The following is an 18,487-nucleotide window of genomic DNA, read 5'->3' as shown; positions in this document are numbered from 1 at the left end:
GCGCGTCATCACGCAGCCAGATTCGATCATGGCCATGCGGCAACGGGCACCAGACCACGCGGCGTGGGCATCATACTATGGTTTATGCCCATGCGGAAACATGACATGCCTCAATCTTGACACAAAGCCGCCAACATCTCAGTTGCCGTGGCGTTCCAGATCCTGTGGCAGCATGCCTGCGAGCGGGCGGCAGGCATAAGCACTGTCCTGCTCGGGCCGGGGCTGGTTCTGGCGCAGTTCGGCAGCGCCAGCCGCCACCGCCCGCCAGGCTGCCTGCGCCAGCGCCTTGCGGCTGGGAAAGTCGTCAGGGTCGAGTGCGGGGTGCAGCAGCACGGTCGCGCGCATGGAGCGCCATTTAAGCAGCTGCCACACATGCGGCCCGAGCTCCATGTCGCCATACCACGCAAAGACCGGGCGGCGCGCATGGTTGACCGGCAGGCCCTCAAGCTCGTCATACACGACCGAGACCGGCTGGATGAGCGGCGTCATGCCCGGGCGCGCGGCAATGGCGGCGGCCTCGCTGTCGGGCTCGACCGGCCCCTTGCCCTTGGGCAGGCGCGGCGGCTTGGCAATGGCGAAGAAGGCGGACAGGAAGGGCAGCACGCGCGATCCGTCCGATGAGGTTCCCTCGGGGAACAGGACCAGGTTGTCGCCTTCCACCATCAGGCGGTGCAGCATCTCGTCGCGCTCGCGCCCCGTGGTGCTGCGCTGGCGGCTGACGAATATGGTGCGCCCGATGCGCGAGACCAGCCCCATGATGGGCCAGCCCTCGATATCGCCCTTGGCCACGAAATTCGATGGCAGCACCGTGCCGAGCACCGGCACGTCAAGCCATGTGGAATGGTTGGACACATAAATGACGGGCCGCTCGCCATTCTGGCGCGCCCTGCGCCCGCCCACGCCACCGGCCCTACGCCCCACCACGCGGATGCGCAGCGACAGAAGCAGGCACAGCCCGCCCCAGACCATGCGCGTCCAGCGAATCTTGGCGGTGCCGGGCACGAGCAGCAGCACCGCCTCGAACCCGACCGAAAGCGGCACCCACACCGTAATGGCCGCAAGCCGCCCCACGCCGCGCGCCGTGCGGGCATATTCACGCAGGCGGCCCGAAGGCATGACCGTGGTCGTGGCGATGGCCCGCGCCGCCTCCGAGCCCGGGCTGGGCGCAATCACCTGCCGCGAAGCGCGCAGGGCGGATCGGGACATGGCGGGTGACGGGGAACGGCGCCGGGCAAGACGGCGGATGAAATCGGCGATCATGCGGCTATCCATAGCCCGCCATCATGGCGCGCGACAATATGGGGCAAACGGGCGGGCAGCTAGGCGTGTCCTGCACGCCACGCCTGTCATGACACGGGCGCTCTCCCGTTGTGGGTGCGGAATGACCGCGCGAAACGCCACCTGTACACTGGACCTCACTCCCTGACCCGTTCATGCTGGGGGTTGATCCTGGAGGAGAATTTCCCATGTCCGCACGCAGCCGTCGCAGCATCCTTGCTGCCGCGACCGCCTTCTCGCTCCTTGCCGCAATGGCTCCCACACCGCTGCGGGCGGCTGACGAGGTCCTGAACGTGCTGACATGGTGCGACCACGAAGACCCCGAGTTGCTCGGTCCGTTCGAGCAGGCCAACAAGGTGCGCATCCACTTCAAGGATATCGACGGCACCGAGGCCGTGCGCGGCATCCTGCGCCAGGCACAGGCCGGTGACTGGGATGTGGTGATCATGGAGGAGACGGCCGCCCCGCAACTTGCGGCGGCAGGGCTGCTTGCCCCGCTCGACCCGGCGGTTTTCCCCGCCACCGACATTCCCCCCGCCATCGCCAGCCCCGCAAGCGGGTCGTATCAGGGCCAGCTTTATTCCGTGCCGGAGAAATACGGCTTCCATGCCGTGGCCTTCAACCAGGCCCACGTATCCGCCCCCGACATGGACGACATCAACGCCCCCTGGCAGCCACGCTACAAGGGGCGCATCGCCATCTATGACAGCTACCTGCCCATCCTGTCCTACGTGGCGCTGGCGCTCGGCCTGGACCCGGACCATCTGACCGAGGCCGACCTGCCCGCCCTGCACGACAAACTGGCGGCACTGCGCGCAAATGCGAGCCTGGTGGGCGATACCGCGAGCGTGCAGCAGGCCCTGGCCGACGGGCAGGTGGATATTGTGGTGGGTGGCGGCGGCTGGACCACGGCGGGCGTGGATGAAGGCGGCACCGTGACAACAGCCGATGCCGATGCCCATGCCCCTCCGCCCAGGCCGGACCTGACCTTTACCGTGCCCCGGCAGGGCGGCATCCGCTGGCAGCATGGCATCTCGATTGTCGAGGCCTCGCAGCGCAAGGCGCTGGCGCTGGCGTTTGCCAGATACCTGCGCACGCCTGCCGCCCAGGCGCGGCTGGCCACGTCATCATGCTACTGGGGCATGCCCGCCAACACGCGCGCTCCGCTTGATGACGCCACCCGCGCCGCCCTGCACTGGGCGCAGCAGCCCGCCTATATCGCGGCGAGCCACTCCTTCCCCATCGTGAATGACGCAATGGATGCCCGGCTGCGCGCGCTATGGGCCGACGTGATGAAGGATACCTCGGGGGGCACCCCGCCTACGCCAGCCAGCATGGCCGCACCGCAGCCTGCGGGCGATGCAACCGGGGCGGATGAGCCGACAGCTCAGCCGTAATGCCGTAGGGCGGTGGAGCGGCCGAGCACGCGCTCGGCCAGCAGGCCGAAGCCAAAGCCCATGCTGCCCCACAGCACCAGTTGCATGCCCAGAGCCGCCTCACGGAAGTGCCACAGCACCTGGGCGGGGAAGTTGTCCGGCACTTCATTGACGGTGGGCAGCGCCCATTGCAGCAGGCCAGCCAGTACCACGAAGGCCACCCCGCCGCACAGGCTGGCGTTCCAGTTGCCCAGCCGCGCCGCAAGCTGCCGCCCGGCCAGCACCGCCATAATCAGGGCGCAGATGGAAAAGACCACCATCTCGAAATAGGCCATCGTGCGCAGGCCAATTGTCTCGTGGTTGCCCACGCCAGGCGGATTGGCGGGGTATTTGAGGTCAGGCACCAGCACCACGGCCACAAAGCCTCCCGCCGCGAGCAGCATGGCCAGCATGCGCGGCGAAAAACGGCCAATACGGCCATAGGCGGCGGCAAAGACCAGCGCGAACACCCCGCCATAGGCCGCGCCATACATGACAGCCGCCGTCAGCAGCCCTGCCGTGGCCTGCACCGCGCGGCTGACGAGTTCAACCTCCGGCGGCTCGCCGGCCGCGGCATCCATCGCGGCTTCATAGCCAATGGCCAGATTGACCTGGGGCTCGCCAAAGACACGGGCGAAAAGAAACGCAAGGCAGGCGGCCACGATACCGGCCAGCATGCCACGCAGCAGCAGGCGACCGGCCATCAGGCCATGCCCCGGCGCAAAGGGGAGGAAAGGATAAACATATGGCTGTGCTCCTGTGGGGAAAGCGCGTCCCGTAACGGAAATGGATGAAGGCGCTGTCGGGGAGGTCTGACTTCCGCATGGTCCATGCGGTGCACAGTGGCGCGACCGTGCCGGAATCCCACCGGCTTCCCCCCGCAGCAGGGTGAAGGGGCAGTCAATAACGCGCAGGCGTGCCAAGTCAATGTTGCCGCGACCGTGCGCGCCAGCCGCCATCATGAAAGGCGATGGCCTGCAGGATACGATTTGGGGAGCGTTACCGAGCCGTGGGGGCTGCGGGCAGCGACACTTTGGTAGCCTGGCCCCGTGCCGCCTGCCACTGCCTGAGCGCATCAAGGGTCTTGCTCACATGGCCGGAAGGCGAAAGCGCGCTGTAGGCGTAAATTACCTTGCCATCAGGTGCGATGACGTAAGACGTGCGACTCGCGCGGTTGAGCAGCGGCAGGCGGCTGTCATACTTGCGCGCGATCTCGCCATGCGGGTCGGCCGCCACGGGAAAGCGGCCATGCCCCTCACTGACCGAAAAACGGTCCAGCGTGGGCATGTCATCGGTGGAAACGCCAATGACCGTGGCGCCGAGCGCCTTGTACTGGTCCATGGCATCGGCGAAGTCATGCGCCTCTATGGTGCAGCCACGGGTGAAGGCGGCAGGGTAGAAATACAGCACCACCGGCCCCTGCCTGAGCGCATCGGCCAGGCGAAAGCTGAACTCGCTGCCATTGCGCGTGGCCTGGGCATCGAACAGGGGGGCCTGGCTGCCCACCGGCAGGGCGGCATGCGCGGGCGAGAAGCAGATGAACCCGGCAAAGGCCATGAGGCCCACCAGCGGCAGGCACAGCCCTGGCAGCGCCCCGCGTGAACGCCTGTAAAAATACCTCATGTTTCCTCACACCCCGTTACGGAGGCCAATGCCATCATGTGGCAGGCGGCAGAACCTGACAGCCCGAGCCGCCCAGCCTCTGGCATAGCTGCTGCGCAGCATCGTGCGAGAGGCCGGTCAGCCTTGCACGATAGACATGCCCATGCCCGGATGCAACGCTTGCGACCTGCGTACGCACGCCGCTGAGCGAAACCCGCGCCCGCGCCTGCCCCGCCGCATGCTCCGCCTGCCCTGCCGAGCCATAGGCGCCCACCTGCACGCTCCAGCCATGCCCGCTGGCCATGCTGATTACGCCGGGGTGCTCGCCCGCGGCCGACATGGGGGCCACGCCACCCTGCTCACGCGCGCGCCAGGCCGCCCGCACGGCGGAGGCCTCGGGCGAGGATGTATCGGGCGCGCCCCCTCGGGGCACGGATGCCAGCAGTTGCCGCCCCCGGCTGCGGCTACCCCGGCTGTTCTGGGCGGCCTGCGCGCGGGCCATGGCGCGCGCCTCGATCAGCAGGTCGGCCTGCGAGCGGTTGACGGGCGAACTCCCCGCGATGCGCGGCCCGATGGCGGCCACGTAGTCACGCGTTTCCTTGGGCAGGGTGTGATAGTGATCGACAAAATCATCCAGCCGCCCCGGCCCGCTGTTATAGGCGGCCAGGAAGCCGGGCGAGCCATAGATGTCATACATGCCGCGGATATAGGCGGTGCCTGCCGTGATGTTGTCATGCGGCTCGAAGGCGTCAGGGCCAAGGTTGTAGCGTGCGCGCATCTCGTCATAGGTGGGCGGCATGAGCTGCATCAGCCCCATGGCGCCAGGCAGCGAGGTCACGAACTGCCCGTTGCGGTAAAGCTGGCCACCCGATTCGCGCTGCATCACCTCGCGTATCCACACCGCAGGCACGTCAAAGCGCTGCGAGGCCTCGGTGATGTAGGGGCCCCACGGGTCATCTGGCGGCCCGGGCGGCGTGTAATTGGCATGGGCACGGGCGCGGTAGGATTCGGCCTCGTGCATCATCTGGTCTTCGCTCATGGTGCCCGCGCCATTATGGGCGCAGGCGGCAAGCGCGCCCGCAAGCCCGAGCGCCAGCCAGCGCAGGAGGCTGCGGGGCGAAGGGCGGAAGGGCCAGCCGGTCCGGTTGTCCGCTTCACCGGATGCTGCGTATGCCTGCGCTACTGCCATGTCGTGCCGTGATCCTGCTCATGCCCGCGCACCCGTGAAGGACGTGCCGACATGGCCCGCCCGGCAGGGAACGGGCGCCGCACCATAACAGCGTGGTTCCGGCTTGTGCAATCCTGCCCCGCCACCACCACGCCCGGGCGGCAGCAGGGCAGGTGCCGCGCGGTTATTCCTCGATATAGGTGGCCGGGTCGCCGCCGGTGCGGTGGGACGGGGCATCAAGGGTGGCGAGGTCGCGCATGTCCTCATCGGTCAGCTGGAAATCGAACACACGCAGGTTGGCGCGCATGCGCTCGGGATGGGCGCTTTTGGGAATGGGCACCGAACCCGTCTGCACCACCCAGCGCAGCATGACCTGCGCGGGCGTGCGGCCATGCCGCTCGGCCACGCGGCCCAGGGTGGGGTCCTTCAGGATATCGCCACGCCCCAGCGGGCTCCAGGCCTGCGTGAGGATGCCCAGCTTGCTGTCGACTTCACGCTGCGCGGCCTGCGCGAAATCGACATGCATCTCGATCTGGTTGACCGCGGGCGTCACACCCGTCTCGTCGATAAGGCGCTGCAGGTGCTCGGGCAGGAAGTTGGATACGCCGATGGAGCGCACCCGCCCCTCCTTCTGCAGGCGGATCATCGCCTTCCAGCTTTCCACGTAAAGATCCTTGCCCGGCAGCGGCCAGTGGATGAGATACATATCGATATAGCTCATCTTGAGCCGCTCGAGGCTGGCCTCGAATGCGCGCAGCGTGCTGTCAAAGCCCTGTTCGGCCCCGCGCAGCTTGGTGGTGACAAAAATGTCCTCACGCCCCACATCAAAGCTGAGGAGGCCAGTGCCCACCCCGCTTTCGTTGCCGTAACGCGCGGCGGTGTCGAACAGGCGGTAGCCTGCGGCAAGCGCCTCGCGCACTGCGGCTTCGGCCTGCGGGTTGTCGAGGGGATAGGTGCCAAACCCGATTGCGGGGATCTTGCGTCCGTCATTGAGGGTCAGCAGGGGGATGGTGGTCATGGTCGTTCCTTCGCCTGGCGCCCCGGCGTTGCATGGTGCCCCGGCGCAAGGGCGGCAGGGTGGCGACCAGGCCGGGGCAGGACGTGTCGCCGTCTGTCACCCTAACGACATCACGCGGCTTTTGTTTTATGCCCAGTTTTCAGGACTGGGCTGCATGTGGTTCATTATCAGCACCAGACGAGGACCGAATGACCGATACATCCGCCGACCTGCACCACACGATCCTGACCCTCGATACCCATGTGGATATTCCGTGGCCCGACCGGGGTGACTTCGCCACGGGCGCGCCCTCGCGCCGGGTGGACCTGCCGCGCATGCGCGCAGGCGGCCTGCGGGCGGCATGCCTCGTGGCCTATGTGGGCCAGGGCGCGTGCGATGCGGACGGGCATGCGGCCGCCTCGGCCCGCGCGCTGGCCATGCTGCGCGTGATCAATGATGCGGGCCGGACAGAGGGCGTGCGCGTGTGCGATACGGCAGCAGGCGTGCGCGCGGCGTATGCGGCCGGTGACATCGCCATCGTGCCCGCCGTGGAGAACGGCTACGCGATGGGCGACAACCTCTCGCTGATCGGGCAGTTCCGCGCCCTGGGCGCGCGGTACATGACGCTGACCCATAACGGCCATAACAGCCTGGCCGACTCGGCGCGCCCCATGCACCACCTCAATGACCCCGAAACCCTGCATGGCGGCCTGTCGGCGCTGGGGCGGGCGGCAATAGCGGAAATGAACCGCACCGGCATGCTCATCGATGTGTCGCACACCGCGCGCGACACCATGATGCAGGCGGTCGAACTCTCACGCGCGCCGGTGTTTGCCAGCCACTCCTGCGTGCGGGCCCTGTGCGACCATCCCCGCAACCTCGATGATGGCCAGCTCGACGCGCTGCGCGCGTGTGGCGGCGTGATCCACATCACCGCGATGGACGCCTTCCTGCGCCCGCGCGACGTGCGTGACCTCCGCCCCGTCACGGTGGCGGATTTCGTGGACCATATCGATTACGCCGTGCAGCGAATCGGCATCAAGCATGTCGGCATCTCATCGGATTTCGATGGCGGTGGCGGCATACGCGGCTGGGCCGATGCCTCGGAATCGGGCAACCTCACCGCCGAACTCCAGCGCCGGGGCTATGACCACGCCCAGATCGCGGCGCTATGGGGTGAAAACTTCCTGCGCCTGCTCGATCAGGCCGATGCGGTCGCCCGCACGGGCGCGTGAACACAAATCCCGCCCGCTCTGGATCAGTCGCGCCCAAACGGGTATATCCTGTGCCGAATTAACGAATACAGGATAAAACATGACCACCAGCACCGACTACAAGGTCAAGGACATCTCGCTTGCCGAGTGGGGCCGCAAGGAAATCTCGATCGCTGAAGGCGAAATGCCGGGCCTGATGGCGCTGCGCGCGGAATATGGCCCCACCCAGCCGCTCAAGGGCGCGCGGATCGCAGGCTGCCTGCACATGACGATCCAGACCGCCGTGCTGATCGAGACCCTGACGGCGCTCGGCGCCGAGGTGCGCTGGTCGTCATGCAACATCTTCTCGACGCAGGACCAGGCCGCAGCCGCCATCGCCGCCACCGGCGTACCCGTGTTCGCATGGAAAGGCCTGACGGAAGACGAGTTCAACTGGTGCATCGAGCAGACGGTTCATGGGCCGGATGGCTGGACGCCGAACATGATCCTCGATGATGGTGGCGACCTGACCATCCTCATGCACGACAAGTATCCCGAACTGCTCGAGAACGTGCGCGGCCTGTCGGAGGAGACCACCACCGGCGTGCACCGCCTGTGGGAGATGGAAAAGAAGGGCACGCTGAAGGTTCCGGCCATCAACGTCAATGACAGCGTGACCAAGTCGAAGTTCGACAACCTGTATGGCTGCCGCGAGAGCCTGGTGGACGCCATCCGCCGTGGCACGGACGTGATGATGGCCGGCAAGGTGGCCGTGGTCGCCGGTTATGGCGACGTGGGCAAAGGCTCCGCCGCATCGCTGCGCAACGCGGGCTGCCGCGTGCTCGTGACCGAGGTCGACCCCATCTGCGCGCTGCAGGCCGCAATGGAAGGCTATGAGGTCGTGACGATGGAAGAGGCCGCGCCGCGCGGCGATATCTTCGTCACCGCCACGGGCAATGTGGACATCATCACCATCGAGCACATGCGCGAGATGAAGCACCGCGCGATCGTGTGCAACATCGGGCATTTCGATTCCGAGATCCAGATCAATGCCCTGCGCAACTACACGTGGGACAACATCAAGCCGCAGGTCGATGAGGTCGTCTTCCCTGATGGCAAGCGCCTGATCGTGCTGTCCGAAGGGCGCCTGGTGAACCTTGGCAACGCCACGGGCCACCCCTCGTTCGTGATGTCCGCGTCGTTCACCAACCAGACGCTGGCGCAGATCGAACTGTGGGAAGCGCCCAAGGGCAAGTACAAAAACAAGGTTTACACCCTGCCCAAGCACCTTGATGAGAAGGTGGCCTTCCTGCACCTGGCCAAGGTCGGGGCCCATCTGTCGCGGATGACGGACGAACAGGCCAAATACATTGACGTGCCGGTCAACGGTCCGTTCAAGAACAAGGACTATCGTTACTAAAGCCAGCCACACGGCCTGAAAGGCCCGGCGCCCGCCGGGCCAATTTGATGGAGTTTAAAGATACCATGAGCATTTTCGGTTCGATCCTGTCCAAGATTTTTGGCAGCCACACCGCTGCAGCCGCCACACCGGCAGCAACTCCCGCAGCCGCTGCGGCCGCCCCTGCCGCCGCAACGCCCGCAGCAGCCCCCGCAGCCCCTGTCCAGCCGGTGGACGTGGATGCCGTGCTGAGCGCGCTGGCCGCCAAGAACCCCGAGAAGCTGAACTGGCAGACCTCGATCGTTGACCTGATGAAGCTGCTCGGGCTGGACAGCTCGCTTGCCGCGCGCAAGGAACTGGCCACCGAACTGCACTACAGCGGCGACATGAACGATTCCGCTTCCATGAATGTCTGGCTGATCAAGCAGGTCATGCAGAAGCTTGCGGCCAATGGCGGCAAGGTCTCCCCCGACCTGATGAAATAAGGCGCGGTTGCCTGAAGCGGGCGGACGTGTGGCCTGCGGCCGCCGCCCGCCCGTTTTCATGTCAGCCACGCCCGGACACGACAGCCGCACCAGGCGGCATGATGGAGGGACAAGCGATGGAAACCGTTCCCGACTTTCCCGCAGCGGATGCCGCCGCCATGCCGATGGAGGGCAGGCCGCCCGCCACATCCATCTCGAACGGGCTGGTCTGGGCCATTGGCTGCCAGTCCGGCCACCGCCCCGTGCGCCTCGATGATGAACAGATCACGCGCGCACTTGAAGGCGGCTCGCCCGCCAGCCCCGATTCATGGGTCTGGCTGCATTACGATATCGTTCACACCGCCAGCCGCGCCCATATTCAGGCCATACCCTGCCTGCCCGAGGAAGTGCGCCTCGCACTCGGCAGCACCGATCGCGGCACCAATGTCGAGGCGGAAGGCGACATCGTTTACGGCGCCCTGCCCGGCTTTGATGATGCCATGTCGGAGGATGACAAGAACCTCTCCGCCTGGCGCTTTGCCGTGCTGCCCGACCTGCTCATCACCACCCGCCGCCAGCCGGTGCCGGCGCTTGGCGTGGTGTACCGCGCGCTGCAACGCAATGAATCCTTCGATTCCCCCGCCGAGGTCGTGGATCATACGCTACTGGAATTCGCCGATACCGTGCGGCGCAACATCGCCATGCTCGATGACCAGCTCGACCGTGCCGAGGACCTGCTGCTGACGCTGGACCAGCACACCGATTTCGGTCGCATCAGCGGGCTGATCGGGCGCGTGCGCCGCCGCTCGACCGAACTGCGGCGCGTGATTTCGCCAGTGGACCGCATCTTCCACAACGAGGATCTTGAACTGCCCGAATGGGCGGAAGATGACATACGCGACCGTTCGCAGCGCCAGATCCACGCAGCCCTCGATGACCTTCTCGCGCTACAGGACCGCGCGCGCTCGCTGCAGGATGAACTGGCATCGGGCCAGGCGGAAGAAACCAACCGCCGCCTTTACACCGTCTCCATCGTGACCACGCTCATGCTGCCCGCCACCTTCGTGACCGGTTTCTTTGGCATGAACACGGGTGGCATGTTCCTGGCCTCGGGCGGCATGGGCACGGTGGAGGCAGGCGGCATCTGCTTCATCTTCATGATGATTACGTGGTTCCTGCTCAAGGTCATGAAGCTGCTGTAAGCGCGCCCTGCTTCAGCCTGCCGTATCTTCCTCGCCGTCATGCTGCGGCAGGGTGAGCGGATCGGGCAGGTCGGTGGGCACGGGCTCGGGGCGGGGCGTTTTTTTGGCATCCGGATCAGGCCGCGCCTCGGGCGGTGAACTGACGCCGGGGGCCGGGTAGCGCGCGCCTTCGTCATCCTTGGTCCCAGATTTTTCGGGGTCATCATGCGTCATGGCCTGATCCTTCCCATCATCCATCACCATGCCAACGCCAGAAGACCGCAACAGGTTGCCCCTGGGGACAGGACAGGAAAACAGCCTTCACGCCAAGGCCGGTTTCTGATGATGCTTTTTGGAAAAAATACCCTGAAACGACGAAAGCCGCCTTGCGGCGGCTTTCTCGTATCCAATTGATTTCCTGAGGAAATCTGGAGCGGGCGATGGGATTCGAACCCACGACCCCAACCTTGGCAAGGTTGTGCTCTACCCCTGAGCTACGCCCGCGCTCCGTGTCGGTGAAGCGGGTTTTACGGTAAACCCGTGGGGGCCGCAAGAGGGAAAAATGCGTTTTCTGAAGTTTTTTTTCATCCCCTCACAAGGCGGTTGCGACAGTCGCGGGGAATGCCAATCTATTGCACAAGAATGAACCGGCAGCACGGGCCATGCGCGAACGACCCGCCCATGCCTGCCGCCAGACCGACAGGATATACGACCATATGGACTACATCATCGGCCAGACCCCCCGCCCCGACAGTTCCGGCCCCGCTGGCGCCGCACCCGGCGGCGGCCCCGACCCGGTCATGGACGGCACGCAGAACACCTTCATGCACGACGTGGTGGATGCCAGCCGCGACATGCCGGTGCTGGTCGATTTCTGGGCCACATGGTGCAACCCGTGCAAGCAGCTCACCCCGGTGCTGGAAAAAGTGGTGCGCGCGGCCCGCGGGCGCGTGCGGCTGGTCAAGATTGATGTCGATGCCAACCGCGCGCTGGTGCAGCAGCTTGGCCAGATCGGGCTGCCGGTGCAGTCGATCCCGCTCGTGGCCGTGTTCTGGCAGGGCCAGATCCTGGACATGATGCAGGGCGCCAAGCCTGAAAGTGAAGTGCGGCGCTTTATCGAGAATGCCCTCAAGGCCGCAGGCGGCGGCGCGCTACCCGCAGCCGAACTGATCGAGGCCGCACGCAAGGACATGGCCGAGGGCCGCGCGGAAGCGGCGGCTGGCCTGTTCTCGCAGGTGCTGGAAATCGAGCCGGAAAACCCCGCCGCCTGGGGTGGCCTTGCGCGCGCGCTGATCGAGATGGGCGATGACGAAGGTGCCGAGACCGCGCTGAACGATGCGCCCGCCGCCATTGCCAGCCATGCCGAGATAACGGGGGCAAGGGCCGCACTCGAACTCAAGCGTGAAGGCCGCAAGGCGGCTGAGGAAGCAGAAGAAATCCGCGCGCGCATTGCCGCCAACCCAAAGGATTACGCCGCGCGCTTCGAGCTGTCGGCCGCGCTCAACGCCGCAGGCAAGCGCGCCGAGGCCGCCGATGAACTGCTCACCATCATGAAGGAGGACCGGCAGTGGAATGATGATGCCGCCCGCCTGCAGCTCATCCGCCTGTTCGAGGCATGGGGCCAGACCGACCCCGACACCGTGGCCGCGCGGCGGCGCATGTCCTCGCTGCTGTTTTCGTGACACGGCATGACGAAAGCGGGGTGGTCGTCATTCATGATGACATCCCCCGCCGCATCCCGCTGGTGAATGAAATGACGCTGGCGGACTTTCCCGCCGAGCTCGGCCTGTTCCCGCTTGATGAGGCCCTGCTGCTGCCTCAGGGGCGGCTGCCGCTCAATGTGTTCGAGCCGCGCTACATCGCGCTGGTGGAGGACGCGCTGGCCAGCAACCGGCTGATCGGCATGATCCAGCCCCGCCTGCTCAATGGCATGGATGACACCCCGCTTGATGATGAAGCCGATGACCCCGGCATGGATGATGGCTACAGCCACACCCCGCCGCTGTACAACATTGGCTGCGTGGGCCGCATCACCGCCATGACCGAGCGGGCTGATGGCACATACGCCATTACGCTTACCGGCATCGCGCGCTTCCGCCTGCTGCGCGAGACGGGGCTGCGCCGTGGCTACCGGGTGGCGCGGGTCGATACCTCGTCCTTCGTGTCCGACCTGACCGACAGCGAGGATGACATCCCCTTCGACCGCGAGGGGCTGCTCAACGCGCTGCATGATTTCTGCGAGGCACAGGGCGTGAGCACCCAGTGGGATGCGCTGCACCAGATGGATGATGCCGCCCTGCTGGTCACCCTGCCCATGATCTGCCCCTTTGGCACCGGCCCCCGCCAGAAAATGCTCGAAGCCCCTACGCCTGCCGACCGCGCACGCATCCTGCGCGACCTGCTGGAAGGGACTGGACATGAACCCGATGAGGGTGCATCCCCCGCATAATCACTATCCACCACAACCTGCATGGAACCCGCCACCATGACCGAAAAGCCCCTTGCGCCGCCCCTCGACCCCCGGCTTCTGTCCATTCTCGTCTGCCCCGTGACCAAGGGGCCGCTGGTTTATGACCGCGAAGCGGGTGAACTGATCAGCAAGCGTGCCGGACTGGCTTTTCCCGTGCGTGACGGCATTCCCATCATGCTGCCCGATGAAGCCCGCAGGCTGGATGCCTGAACATCATAAAAGCTTCAGGAAATGCCGCCTTTTCCGGAAAACAGGCGGCATCCGGAAACTTTTATCTTTGATCAGCTGCCCGCTACGGGCACGGCCATGCCATCAATGAGCCGCACATCGCCCAGCCATGCGGCCGCCAGCACGCGCGCGGGCGCGCCGGGCGGGCAGGCGGCCAGCGGCTGCAGGCTGGCTGCGTGGCGCAGTTCCACATAATCCACCGGGCCGAAGCCCGCCGCACGCAACTGTTGCGCCACCCCAGCCAGGGCCGTGGCCACATCCGCGCCGGTGGCGATCGCATCCGCGCAGGCGGCAAGCGCACGCGGCAGCGCCACGGCCACCTGCCGCTGCGCCGCACTGAGCCGCCGGTTGCGTGAGGACAGGGCCAGCCCGTCCGCCTCGCGCAGGGTGGGGCAGGATATGATCTCGATGGGCAGGTCAAGATCGGTCACCATGCGGCGCACGACCTGCACCTGCTGGAAATCCTTCTCGCCAAAAAAGGCGCACTCGGCCAGCGTCTGCATGAACAGCTTGCACACGACCGTGGCCACGCCATCAAAATGACCGGGGCGGGCGCCACCGCACAGCCCCTCCGACACGCCCGATACGCTGATGCGCGTGGCGAAGCCGGGCGGGTACATCTGCGCCACGGTGGGCGCGTAGAGCAGGTCCACCCCGGCCTCGGCCAGGAGCCGTCCATCTTCCACGAGCGTGCGGGGATAGGTTGCCAGGTCATCCGCGTTATCGAACTGGATGGGGTTGACGAAAACCGTGGCAATCACCCGGTCCGCCCGCGCACGCGCCGCCTGCACCAGCGAAAGGTGCCCTTCATGCAGCGCCCCCATGGTCGGCACCACGCCCACGCGCGCGCCTGCTTCTTTCCATGCACGGACATGCCCGCGCAGTTCGGCCACGGTGCTTACGGTTTCCATCAGTGGCAATCCCCCTGTTCGCGCCCCGGCATGCCATGGGCTTCATGCCTGTGCGGCTTACCATCTTTTGGCCGCAGCAGGCGAGAGGCGGGGCGCGTGCGCATCCCTTTACGCGGGGCGTGGTGATGGCGGGGCTTTTCTGCTAGGCTGGCGGCTGCGTCGTGCAGGAGGTTTTTTTGGCCCGTTTTCTTCCCGTTCTTGGCATCTGTGCCATCGTGCTGTCACTGGCCGCCTGCGCCACCAACACGCCAGGATCGGTCAAGGACCGCTCGACATGGGCACGCTGGGGCTATGCCGAAGGGGTGAAGAACGTCGCCTCCCACTAAACCGCCCCATGCCGCCAGCCGGCGCGCAACCGATACACCTCCCCAGTTGACAGGATGCCGGCACGCCCGGCGACTTTAAGCGCATGACCAATATTTCCGAACCCGCATGGTTTCCCATCGCGCTGCGGCTGGACGGTGTCCGGGTGCTGGTGGTGGGTGGTGGCATGATCGCCGCCAACAAGGTGCGCCTGCTGCTCGCCCACCGTGCGCGGGTTGAGGTGATCGCAGGCCGCCTCGATGCCGAGATGCAGCGCTGGGAGGATGACGGCAGCATCACCCGCATCGCTCCCACGGCCGATGAGGCAACACTACGCGCCGCCATGCCCGGCTGCCGGCTGGTCTATGCCGCGACCGATGACCGGGATGTCAACCGCGCGGCGGCCTCGATCGCGCGCGGCATGAACATTCCCGTCTGCGCGGTGGATGACCCGCAGCCTTCCACCTTCATCACGCCTGCCCAGATCCATCGCGGGCTGGTGCGCATCGCCATCTCCACCGGCGGCGCAGCCCCCGTGCTGGCGCGCCGCCTGCGCGAACAGGTGGAAAGCACCATACCCGAGGGCACGGGCGCGCTGGCCGTGTTCATGCAGCAGCAGCGCGAGCATGTGGGCGCCGCCTGCCCCGACATTTCGCGGCGCAGGCAGGTGTGGGAGACATTTCTCGATGGCGCGGGCGCCCAGGCCGCGCGCAATGGTGATGCCACCCGCGCACGTGCGGTGCTTGATGACATCATCGCCACCACCGCCACGCGCGGCGAGGTCTGGCTGGTGGGCGCAGGCCCCGGCGACCCGGACCTGCTCACGCTGCGCGCCCTGCACCTGATGCAGAATGCCGACTGCGTGCTGTATGACCAGCTTCTCTCGCCCGCCCTGCTTGACCGTGTGCGCCGCGATGCGGAGCTGGTGTTCGTGGGCAAGCAGCGCAACAGGCACACCATGCCGCAGGAAGAGATCAACGCCGAGCTGATCCGCCGCGCGCAGGCGGGCCAGCGCGTGCTGCGGCTCAAGGGTGGCGACCCGTTCGTGTTCGGGCGCGGGGGGGAGGAAATCGAGGCGCTGCTTGAATCCGCCATTCCCTTCCAGGTCGTGCCGGGCATTACGGCGGCCAATGGCTGCGCGGCCTATGCGGGCATTCCGCTCACCCATCGCGACTGCGCGCAGGCCTGCCTGTTCGTGACCGGCCACGCCCGCGCCGACGGCACGCTGCACCTGCCATGGGACAGCATGGCCCGCCCCGGCCAGACGGTGGTGATCTATATGGGTGTCTCCGCCCTGCCCGCGCTGTGCGCAAAACTGGTCGAGCACGGCCTGCCGCCCCAGTGGCCCGCCGCCATTGTCGAGCGCGGCACGCGGGCCGACCAGCGCGTGCTGACCGGCACGCTGGGCAACCTGCCCGCGCAGGCCGCACAGGCTGGCGTGACCAGCCCCGCGCTGATTATCGTGGGCGAAGTGGTGCGCCACCGGGTGCTCTCGCCGGCATAAAACCTGCCGAAAGGCAGCCCGCCGTACATCATTTGTTATGAATGTACTGCAACTTCCGTTGTATGGAATGCCAAGACCACCAGACGGTCAGGGAGGCCATGTCCGACACATCGGCAACAAACGCAGGGCATCGCCTGCGCGACATGGCACATCTCTATTTTCCCTGGGCCGAGCGGTTGCCTGCCGGGTGGCTGGGCTTCAGCCTGCGCACGTGGTGCTCGCTCGTCATCGGGCTGGCCACGGCGTTCTGGGTCCAGATCGACAACCCGCTGCTGGTGGGCGTGACCGTGATGATCCTGGCGCAGCCGCTGCGCGGGCAGGCGCTCTCCAAGGCGTTTTACCGCATTCTGGGCACGGTGGTGGGCATGGGCGTGTCCATCGTGCTCGTGGCGGTGTGGAACCAGCAGCGCGGGCCGTTCCTGGGCGGTGTTGCGCTGTGGCTTGCAGCGTGTGCGTTCGTGGGGTCGCTGGAGCGTGACTTCCGCTCCTATGGCGCGCTGCTGTCGGGCTATACGGTGGCACTCGTGGCGGTCAACTGCATCGACACGCCGCAGAACGTGTTCAACATTGCCGTCTCGCGGGCTTCGGCCATTACCATCGGGGTGTTTGCGGTGGCGGTGGTCAATATCCTCTCCGGCTCGCCCGAAGCCACGGGCGGGCTGGCCGCCGGGCTGAAGCAGCTTACCCGCCCCATCAGCGAGACCGCGCGCGCGGCGCTCCAGCACCTGTATGACCGGGGTGCGCAGGCCGACATCAGGCTGGCCGGGGGCATTCTGGCGCTGACCACCCGCCTGTCCTATGCCCGCACGGAATTCGAGCGTGGCGGCATGCGGGCCAACGGGGCGCGGCTGGCCATGGTGTCCATGCTGACGGTGCTGGACTGCGCGCGCGGCCTTGGCCGCCACACGGGCCATGGCAACATCGACCCCGCCGTTGAGGACGCCATTGCCCGCATCGCGCGCCAGACCGACCTGCGGCTGGACCAGGCGGGGTTTACGCTACGCATTCTTGAGGCCATCCGTGAGGCGCTTCCTGCCCATGTGCCCAATGCCGATGAGGCGTTTGCCATCGAGCGCGCGGCCCGCATGCTCACCGCGCGTGTGCGCCTGCATGCAGGCCAGCAGATGCTGGTTGAAGGCACCGGCAGCGCTGCTGACAGCAAGACCATCGCCATCGCAACGCAACCCAACATCCTGCTCGCCTTCATCGGGGCGCTGCGGGTGCTGGTGGGCTTCTCGTTCGCGGCAGGTGTGTGTGTGATGACCGGCCTGCCCGGGGCGACCGTGGCGCTGGCCCAGACCGCGCTGACCCTGACGCTGGCGGCCACCAATGTCGATACAGCCCGCTTTGGCATGGGGGCGGTGATCGGCATTCCGTGCAGCGTGCTGGCGGCGGCGGCGCTGAACTTCTTCGTGCTGCTGCACGGGGCGGACATGCCCTTCCTCGCCCTGGCGCTTTTGCCGCAGACCTTTCTGGCCTGCCTGCTGCTCATGCGGCCGGGCACGGCTGCGATCGGGTTCAATTACGGGGTGTTCTTCTTCGCCATGCTGGGGCTGGACAACCACCAGAGCTACAACCCGACCGAATTCCTCAACCGCAACATCTTCTATCTGCTGGCCGCCCTGCTGGCCTTCATCATCCTTGTGCTGCTGTTTCCGCCCTCGGCGCGCAGGCAGCGCTTCTGGATGGCGTCAACCATCGTGCGCGCGCTTGAACGCCAGATGGCGGGCAAGGGCGAGGCCGATGGCCCGACCCGCCTCACCCGCGCCTATGACCGGCTGGCCCAGATGCAGTTCTGGAATGACCGTCTACCGCCCAGCCCCAGCGGCGCCCGGCAGCTTGAAAGCTTTACCGCCTTTACCGAACTCGATGGTGCGCTGGCGCGGGCACGCGCCTATGCGCGCCAGGCCACGGGCTCCCCCCTGCTGCGACCCGCGGCTGAACTGGCAGCGCGCGAACTGCGGCTGCACGCGCCCTGGGGCGACCTTGACGCGCGCCTGCAACAGGCCTGTGCCGCCGTGCCTGCCCCCTCCCCCCACCTGCCGCCACCTGAGCAGGTCGCGGCGATCAACCTGCTGGCCGGGCTGGATGCGGTGCTGCACTCATGGCGCGCAGCCCAACCCAGGCTGCGCCATTACGGCATCATCAAGACAGGAAAGGCAGGCTGATGCGGCAGGTCGTTGATGTGGAAGGCGTGCTGGTCTCGGCCTTTGTCATGAATCTCGGACTGGCGCTGTGCACGCTGCTCGTGCTGCGCGCGGCGCTGTCGTGGTTCAACCTGTGGCGCTTTGTGTGGAACCCGCCGCTGGCCCAGTTCGGCCTGCTGATCTGCCTTGTTGGCCTGTATACCCTGATGTTGTGAAAGACTGCTGAC

General features: G+C 66.4%; 20 protein-coding genes and 1 tRNA gene. 12 read left to right on the top strand and 9 right to left on the bottom strand.

The features are described 5' to 3' along the window. Nucleotides 1–138: 138 nt before the first annotated feature. Nucleotides 139–1,260, bottom strand: coding sequence for a lysophospholipid acyltransferase family protein (locus CDI09_RS08310; RefSeq protein ID WP_249034009.1), 1,122 nt, complete (start codon nt 1,258–1,260; stop codon nt 139–141). Nucleotides 1,261–1,466: 206 nt separating this feature from the next. Between CDI09_RS08310 and CDI09_RS08305 the strand changes: the two genes are divergently transcribed. Then, nucleotides 1,467–2,675 carry an ABC transporter substrate-binding protein gene (locus tag CDI09_RS08305; protein ID WP_078526089.1) on the top strand — a complete coding sequence of 403 codons (1,209 nt, stop codon included), beginning with the start codon at nt 1,467–1,469 and terminating at the stop codon, nt 2,673–2,675. Here the strand turns inward: CDI09_RS08305 and CDI09_RS08300 are convergent. From CDI09_RS08300 to CDI09_RS08285, 4 genes are all read right to left on the bottom strand, one after another. Further along, nucleotides 2,666–3,397, bottom strand: coding sequence for a CbtA family protein (locus tag CDI09_RS08300; RefSeq protein ID WP_078526087.1), 732 nt, complete (start codon nt 3,395–3,397; stop codon nt 2,666–2,668). The two genes, CDI09_RS08305 and CDI09_RS08300, sit on opposite strands and share 10 nt — an antisense overlap. 295 nt (nt 3,398–3,692) lie before the next feature. Next, entirely contained in the window at nt 3,693–4,316 is a 624-nt protein-coding gene (locus tag CDI09_RS08295; RefSeq protein WP_078526085.1) for a peroxiredoxin, read from the bottom strand. 34 nt (nt 4,317–4,350) lie between these two features. After that, nucleotides 4,351–5,484 carry a lytic transglycosylase domain-containing protein gene (locus CDI09_RS08290; RefSeq protein WP_078526083.1) on the bottom strand — a complete coding sequence of 378 codons (1,134 nt, stop codon included), beginning with the start codon at nt 5,482–5,484 and terminating at the stop codon, nt 4,351–4,353. Nucleotides 5,485–5,647: 163 nt separating this feature from the next. Further along, complete coding sequence (locus CDI09_RS08285; protein ID WP_078526081.1) at nt 5,648–6,481, bottom strand: aldo/keto reductase; 834 nt, start codon at nt 6,479–6,481, stop codon at nt 5,648–5,650. 188 nt (nt 6,482–6,669) lie between these two features. On the opposite strand from CDI09_RS08285, the gene CDI09_RS08280 reads away from it, so the two are divergent. The 4 genes from CDI09_RS08280 to CDI09_RS08265 all read left to right on the top strand — a co-directional run bounded on the left by CDI09_RS08280 (nt 6,670) and on the right by CDI09_RS08265 (nt 10,718). Continuing rightward, nucleotides 6,670–7,695, top strand: a complete 1,026-nt coding sequence (locus tag CDI09_RS08280) for a dipeptidase (RefSeq protein ID WP_078526079.1) — start codon at nt 6,670–6,672, stop codon at nt 7,693–7,695. A gap of 79 nt (nt 7,696–7,774) precedes the next feature. After that, the gene (ahcY, locus tag CDI09_RS08275) at nt 7,775–9,073 is read left to right on the top strand and encodes an adenosylhomocysteinase (RefSeq protein ID WP_078526077.1); all 1,299 of its coding nucleotides are present in this window, start codon (nt 7,775–7,777) and stop codon (nt 9,071–9,073) included. A 65-nt stretch (nt 9,074–9,138) separates the two neighbouring features. Next, on the top strand, nt 9,139–9,537 hold the full coding sequence (locus CDI09_RS08270; protein WP_078527983.1) for a DUF3597 domain-containing protein: 399 nt from the start codon (nt 9,139–9,141) through the stop codon (nt 9,535–9,537). Between the two features lie 116 nt (nt 9,538–9,653). Further along, nucleotides 9,654–10,718 (top strand): transporter, encoded by a 1,065-nt coding sequence (locus CDI09_RS08265; RefSeq protein ID WP_408884491.1) that lies wholly within the window; start codon nt 9,654–9,656, stop codon nt 10,716–10,718. A gap of 12 nt (nt 10,719–10,730) precedes the next feature. Here CDI09_RS08265 and CDI09_RS08260 read toward each other — a convergent pair whose 3' ends face one another. From CDI09_RS08260 to CDI09_RS08255, 3 genes are all read right to left on the bottom strand, one after another. Next, nucleotides 10,731–10,955: a hypothetical protein gene (locus tag CDI09_RS08260; protein WP_249034008.1), complete on the bottom strand. Its 225-nt coding sequence runs from the start codon at nt 10,953–10,955 to the stop codon at nt 10,731–10,733. Then, nucleotides 10,948–11,154 carry a hypothetical protein gene (locus CDI09_RS17575; protein ID WP_146220825.1) on the bottom strand — a complete coding sequence of 69 codons (207 nt, stop codon included), beginning with the start codon at nt 11,152–11,154 and terminating at the stop codon, nt 10,948–10,950. Before CDI09_RS17575 ends, CDI09_RS08260 begins: the two co-directional genes overlap by 8 nt. Further along, nucleotides 11,127–11,201: transfer RNA gene (locus tag CDI09_RS08255), tRNA-Gly, on the bottom strand. Before CDI09_RS08255 ends, CDI09_RS17575 begins: the two co-directional genes overlap by 28 nt. Before the next feature lie 212 nt (nt 11,202–11,413). Here CDI09_RS08255 and CDI09_RS08250 point away from each other — a divergent pair. Genes CDI09_RS08250 through CDI09_RS08240 form a run of 3 tightly spaced genes read left to right on the top strand, consistent with a single transcriptional unit; the run spans nt 11,414 to nt 13,377 of the window. Beyond that, complete coding sequence (locus CDI09_RS08250) at nt 11,414–12,379, top strand: tetratricopeptide repeat protein (protein WP_078526073.1); 966 nt, start codon at nt 11,414–11,416, stop codon at nt 12,377–12,379. Beyond that, nucleotides 12,376–13,146 (top strand): LON peptidase substrate-binding domain-containing protein, encoded by a 771-nt coding sequence (locus CDI09_RS08245; RefSeq protein ID WP_078526071.1) that lies wholly within the window; start codon nt 12,376–12,378, stop codon nt 13,144–13,146. The genes CDI09_RS08250 and CDI09_RS08245 overlap by 4 nt, the downstream gene beginning before the upstream one ends. Nucleotides 13,147–13,182: 36 nt before the next feature. Beyond that, nucleotides 13,183–13,377, top strand: coding sequence for a Trm112 family protein (locus CDI09_RS08240; protein ID WP_061273711.1), 195 nt, complete (start codon nt 13,183–13,185; stop codon nt 13,375–13,377). A 71-nt stretch (nt 13,378–13,448) separates the two neighbouring features. Here the strand turns inward: CDI09_RS08240 and panC are convergent, their stop codons facing one another. Continuing rightward, nucleotides 13,449–14,306, bottom strand: a complete 858-nt coding sequence (panC, locus tag CDI09_RS08235) for a pantoate--beta-alanine ligase (RefSeq protein ID WP_110571250.1) — start codon at nt 14,304–14,306, stop codon at nt 13,449–13,451. Between the two features lie 176 nt (nt 14,307–14,482). Between panC and CDI09_RS18135 the strand changes: the two genes are divergently transcribed. The 4 genes from CDI09_RS18135 (at nt 14,483) to CDI09_RS08220 (ending at nt 18,475) form a co-directional block, all read left to right on the top strand. Next, the gene (locus tag CDI09_RS18135; RefSeq protein ID WP_019087433.1) at nt 14,483–14,632 is read left to right on the top strand and encodes a hypothetical protein; all 150 of its coding nucleotides are present in this window, start codon (nt 14,483–14,485) and stop codon (nt 14,630–14,632) included. Between the two features lie 83 nt (nt 14,633–14,715). Then, entirely contained in the window at nt 14,716–16,113 is a 1,398-nt protein-coding gene (gene cysG, locus CDI09_RS08230) for a siroheme synthase CysG (protein ID WP_078526068.1), read from the top strand. A gap of 98 nt (nt 16,114–16,211) precedes the next feature. After that, nucleotides 16,212–18,281 carry an FUSC family protein gene (locus CDI09_RS08225; RefSeq protein WP_078526066.1) on the top strand — a complete coding sequence of 690 codons (2,070 nt, stop codon included), beginning with the start codon at nt 16,212–16,214 and terminating at the stop codon, nt 18,279–18,281. After that, nucleotides 18,281–18,475 (top strand): DUF1656 domain-containing protein, encoded by a 195-nt coding sequence (locus CDI09_RS08220; protein ID WP_061273645.1) that lies wholly within the window; start codon nt 18,281–18,283, stop codon nt 18,473–18,475. The genes CDI09_RS08225 and CDI09_RS08220 overlap by 1 nt, the downstream gene beginning before the upstream one ends. The last annotated feature ends 12 nt before the right edge of the window (nt 18,476–18,487 follow it).

The organism is Komagataeibacter nataicola (assembly GCF_003207795.1).
Lineage (GTDB): Bacteria > Pseudomonadota > Alphaproteobacteria > Acetobacterales > Acetobacteraceae > Komagataeibacter > Komagataeibacter nataicola.
The sequence above is the reverse complement of the archived record's forward strand: the minus strand, read 5'-3'. Positions and strand labels throughout refer to the sequence as shown.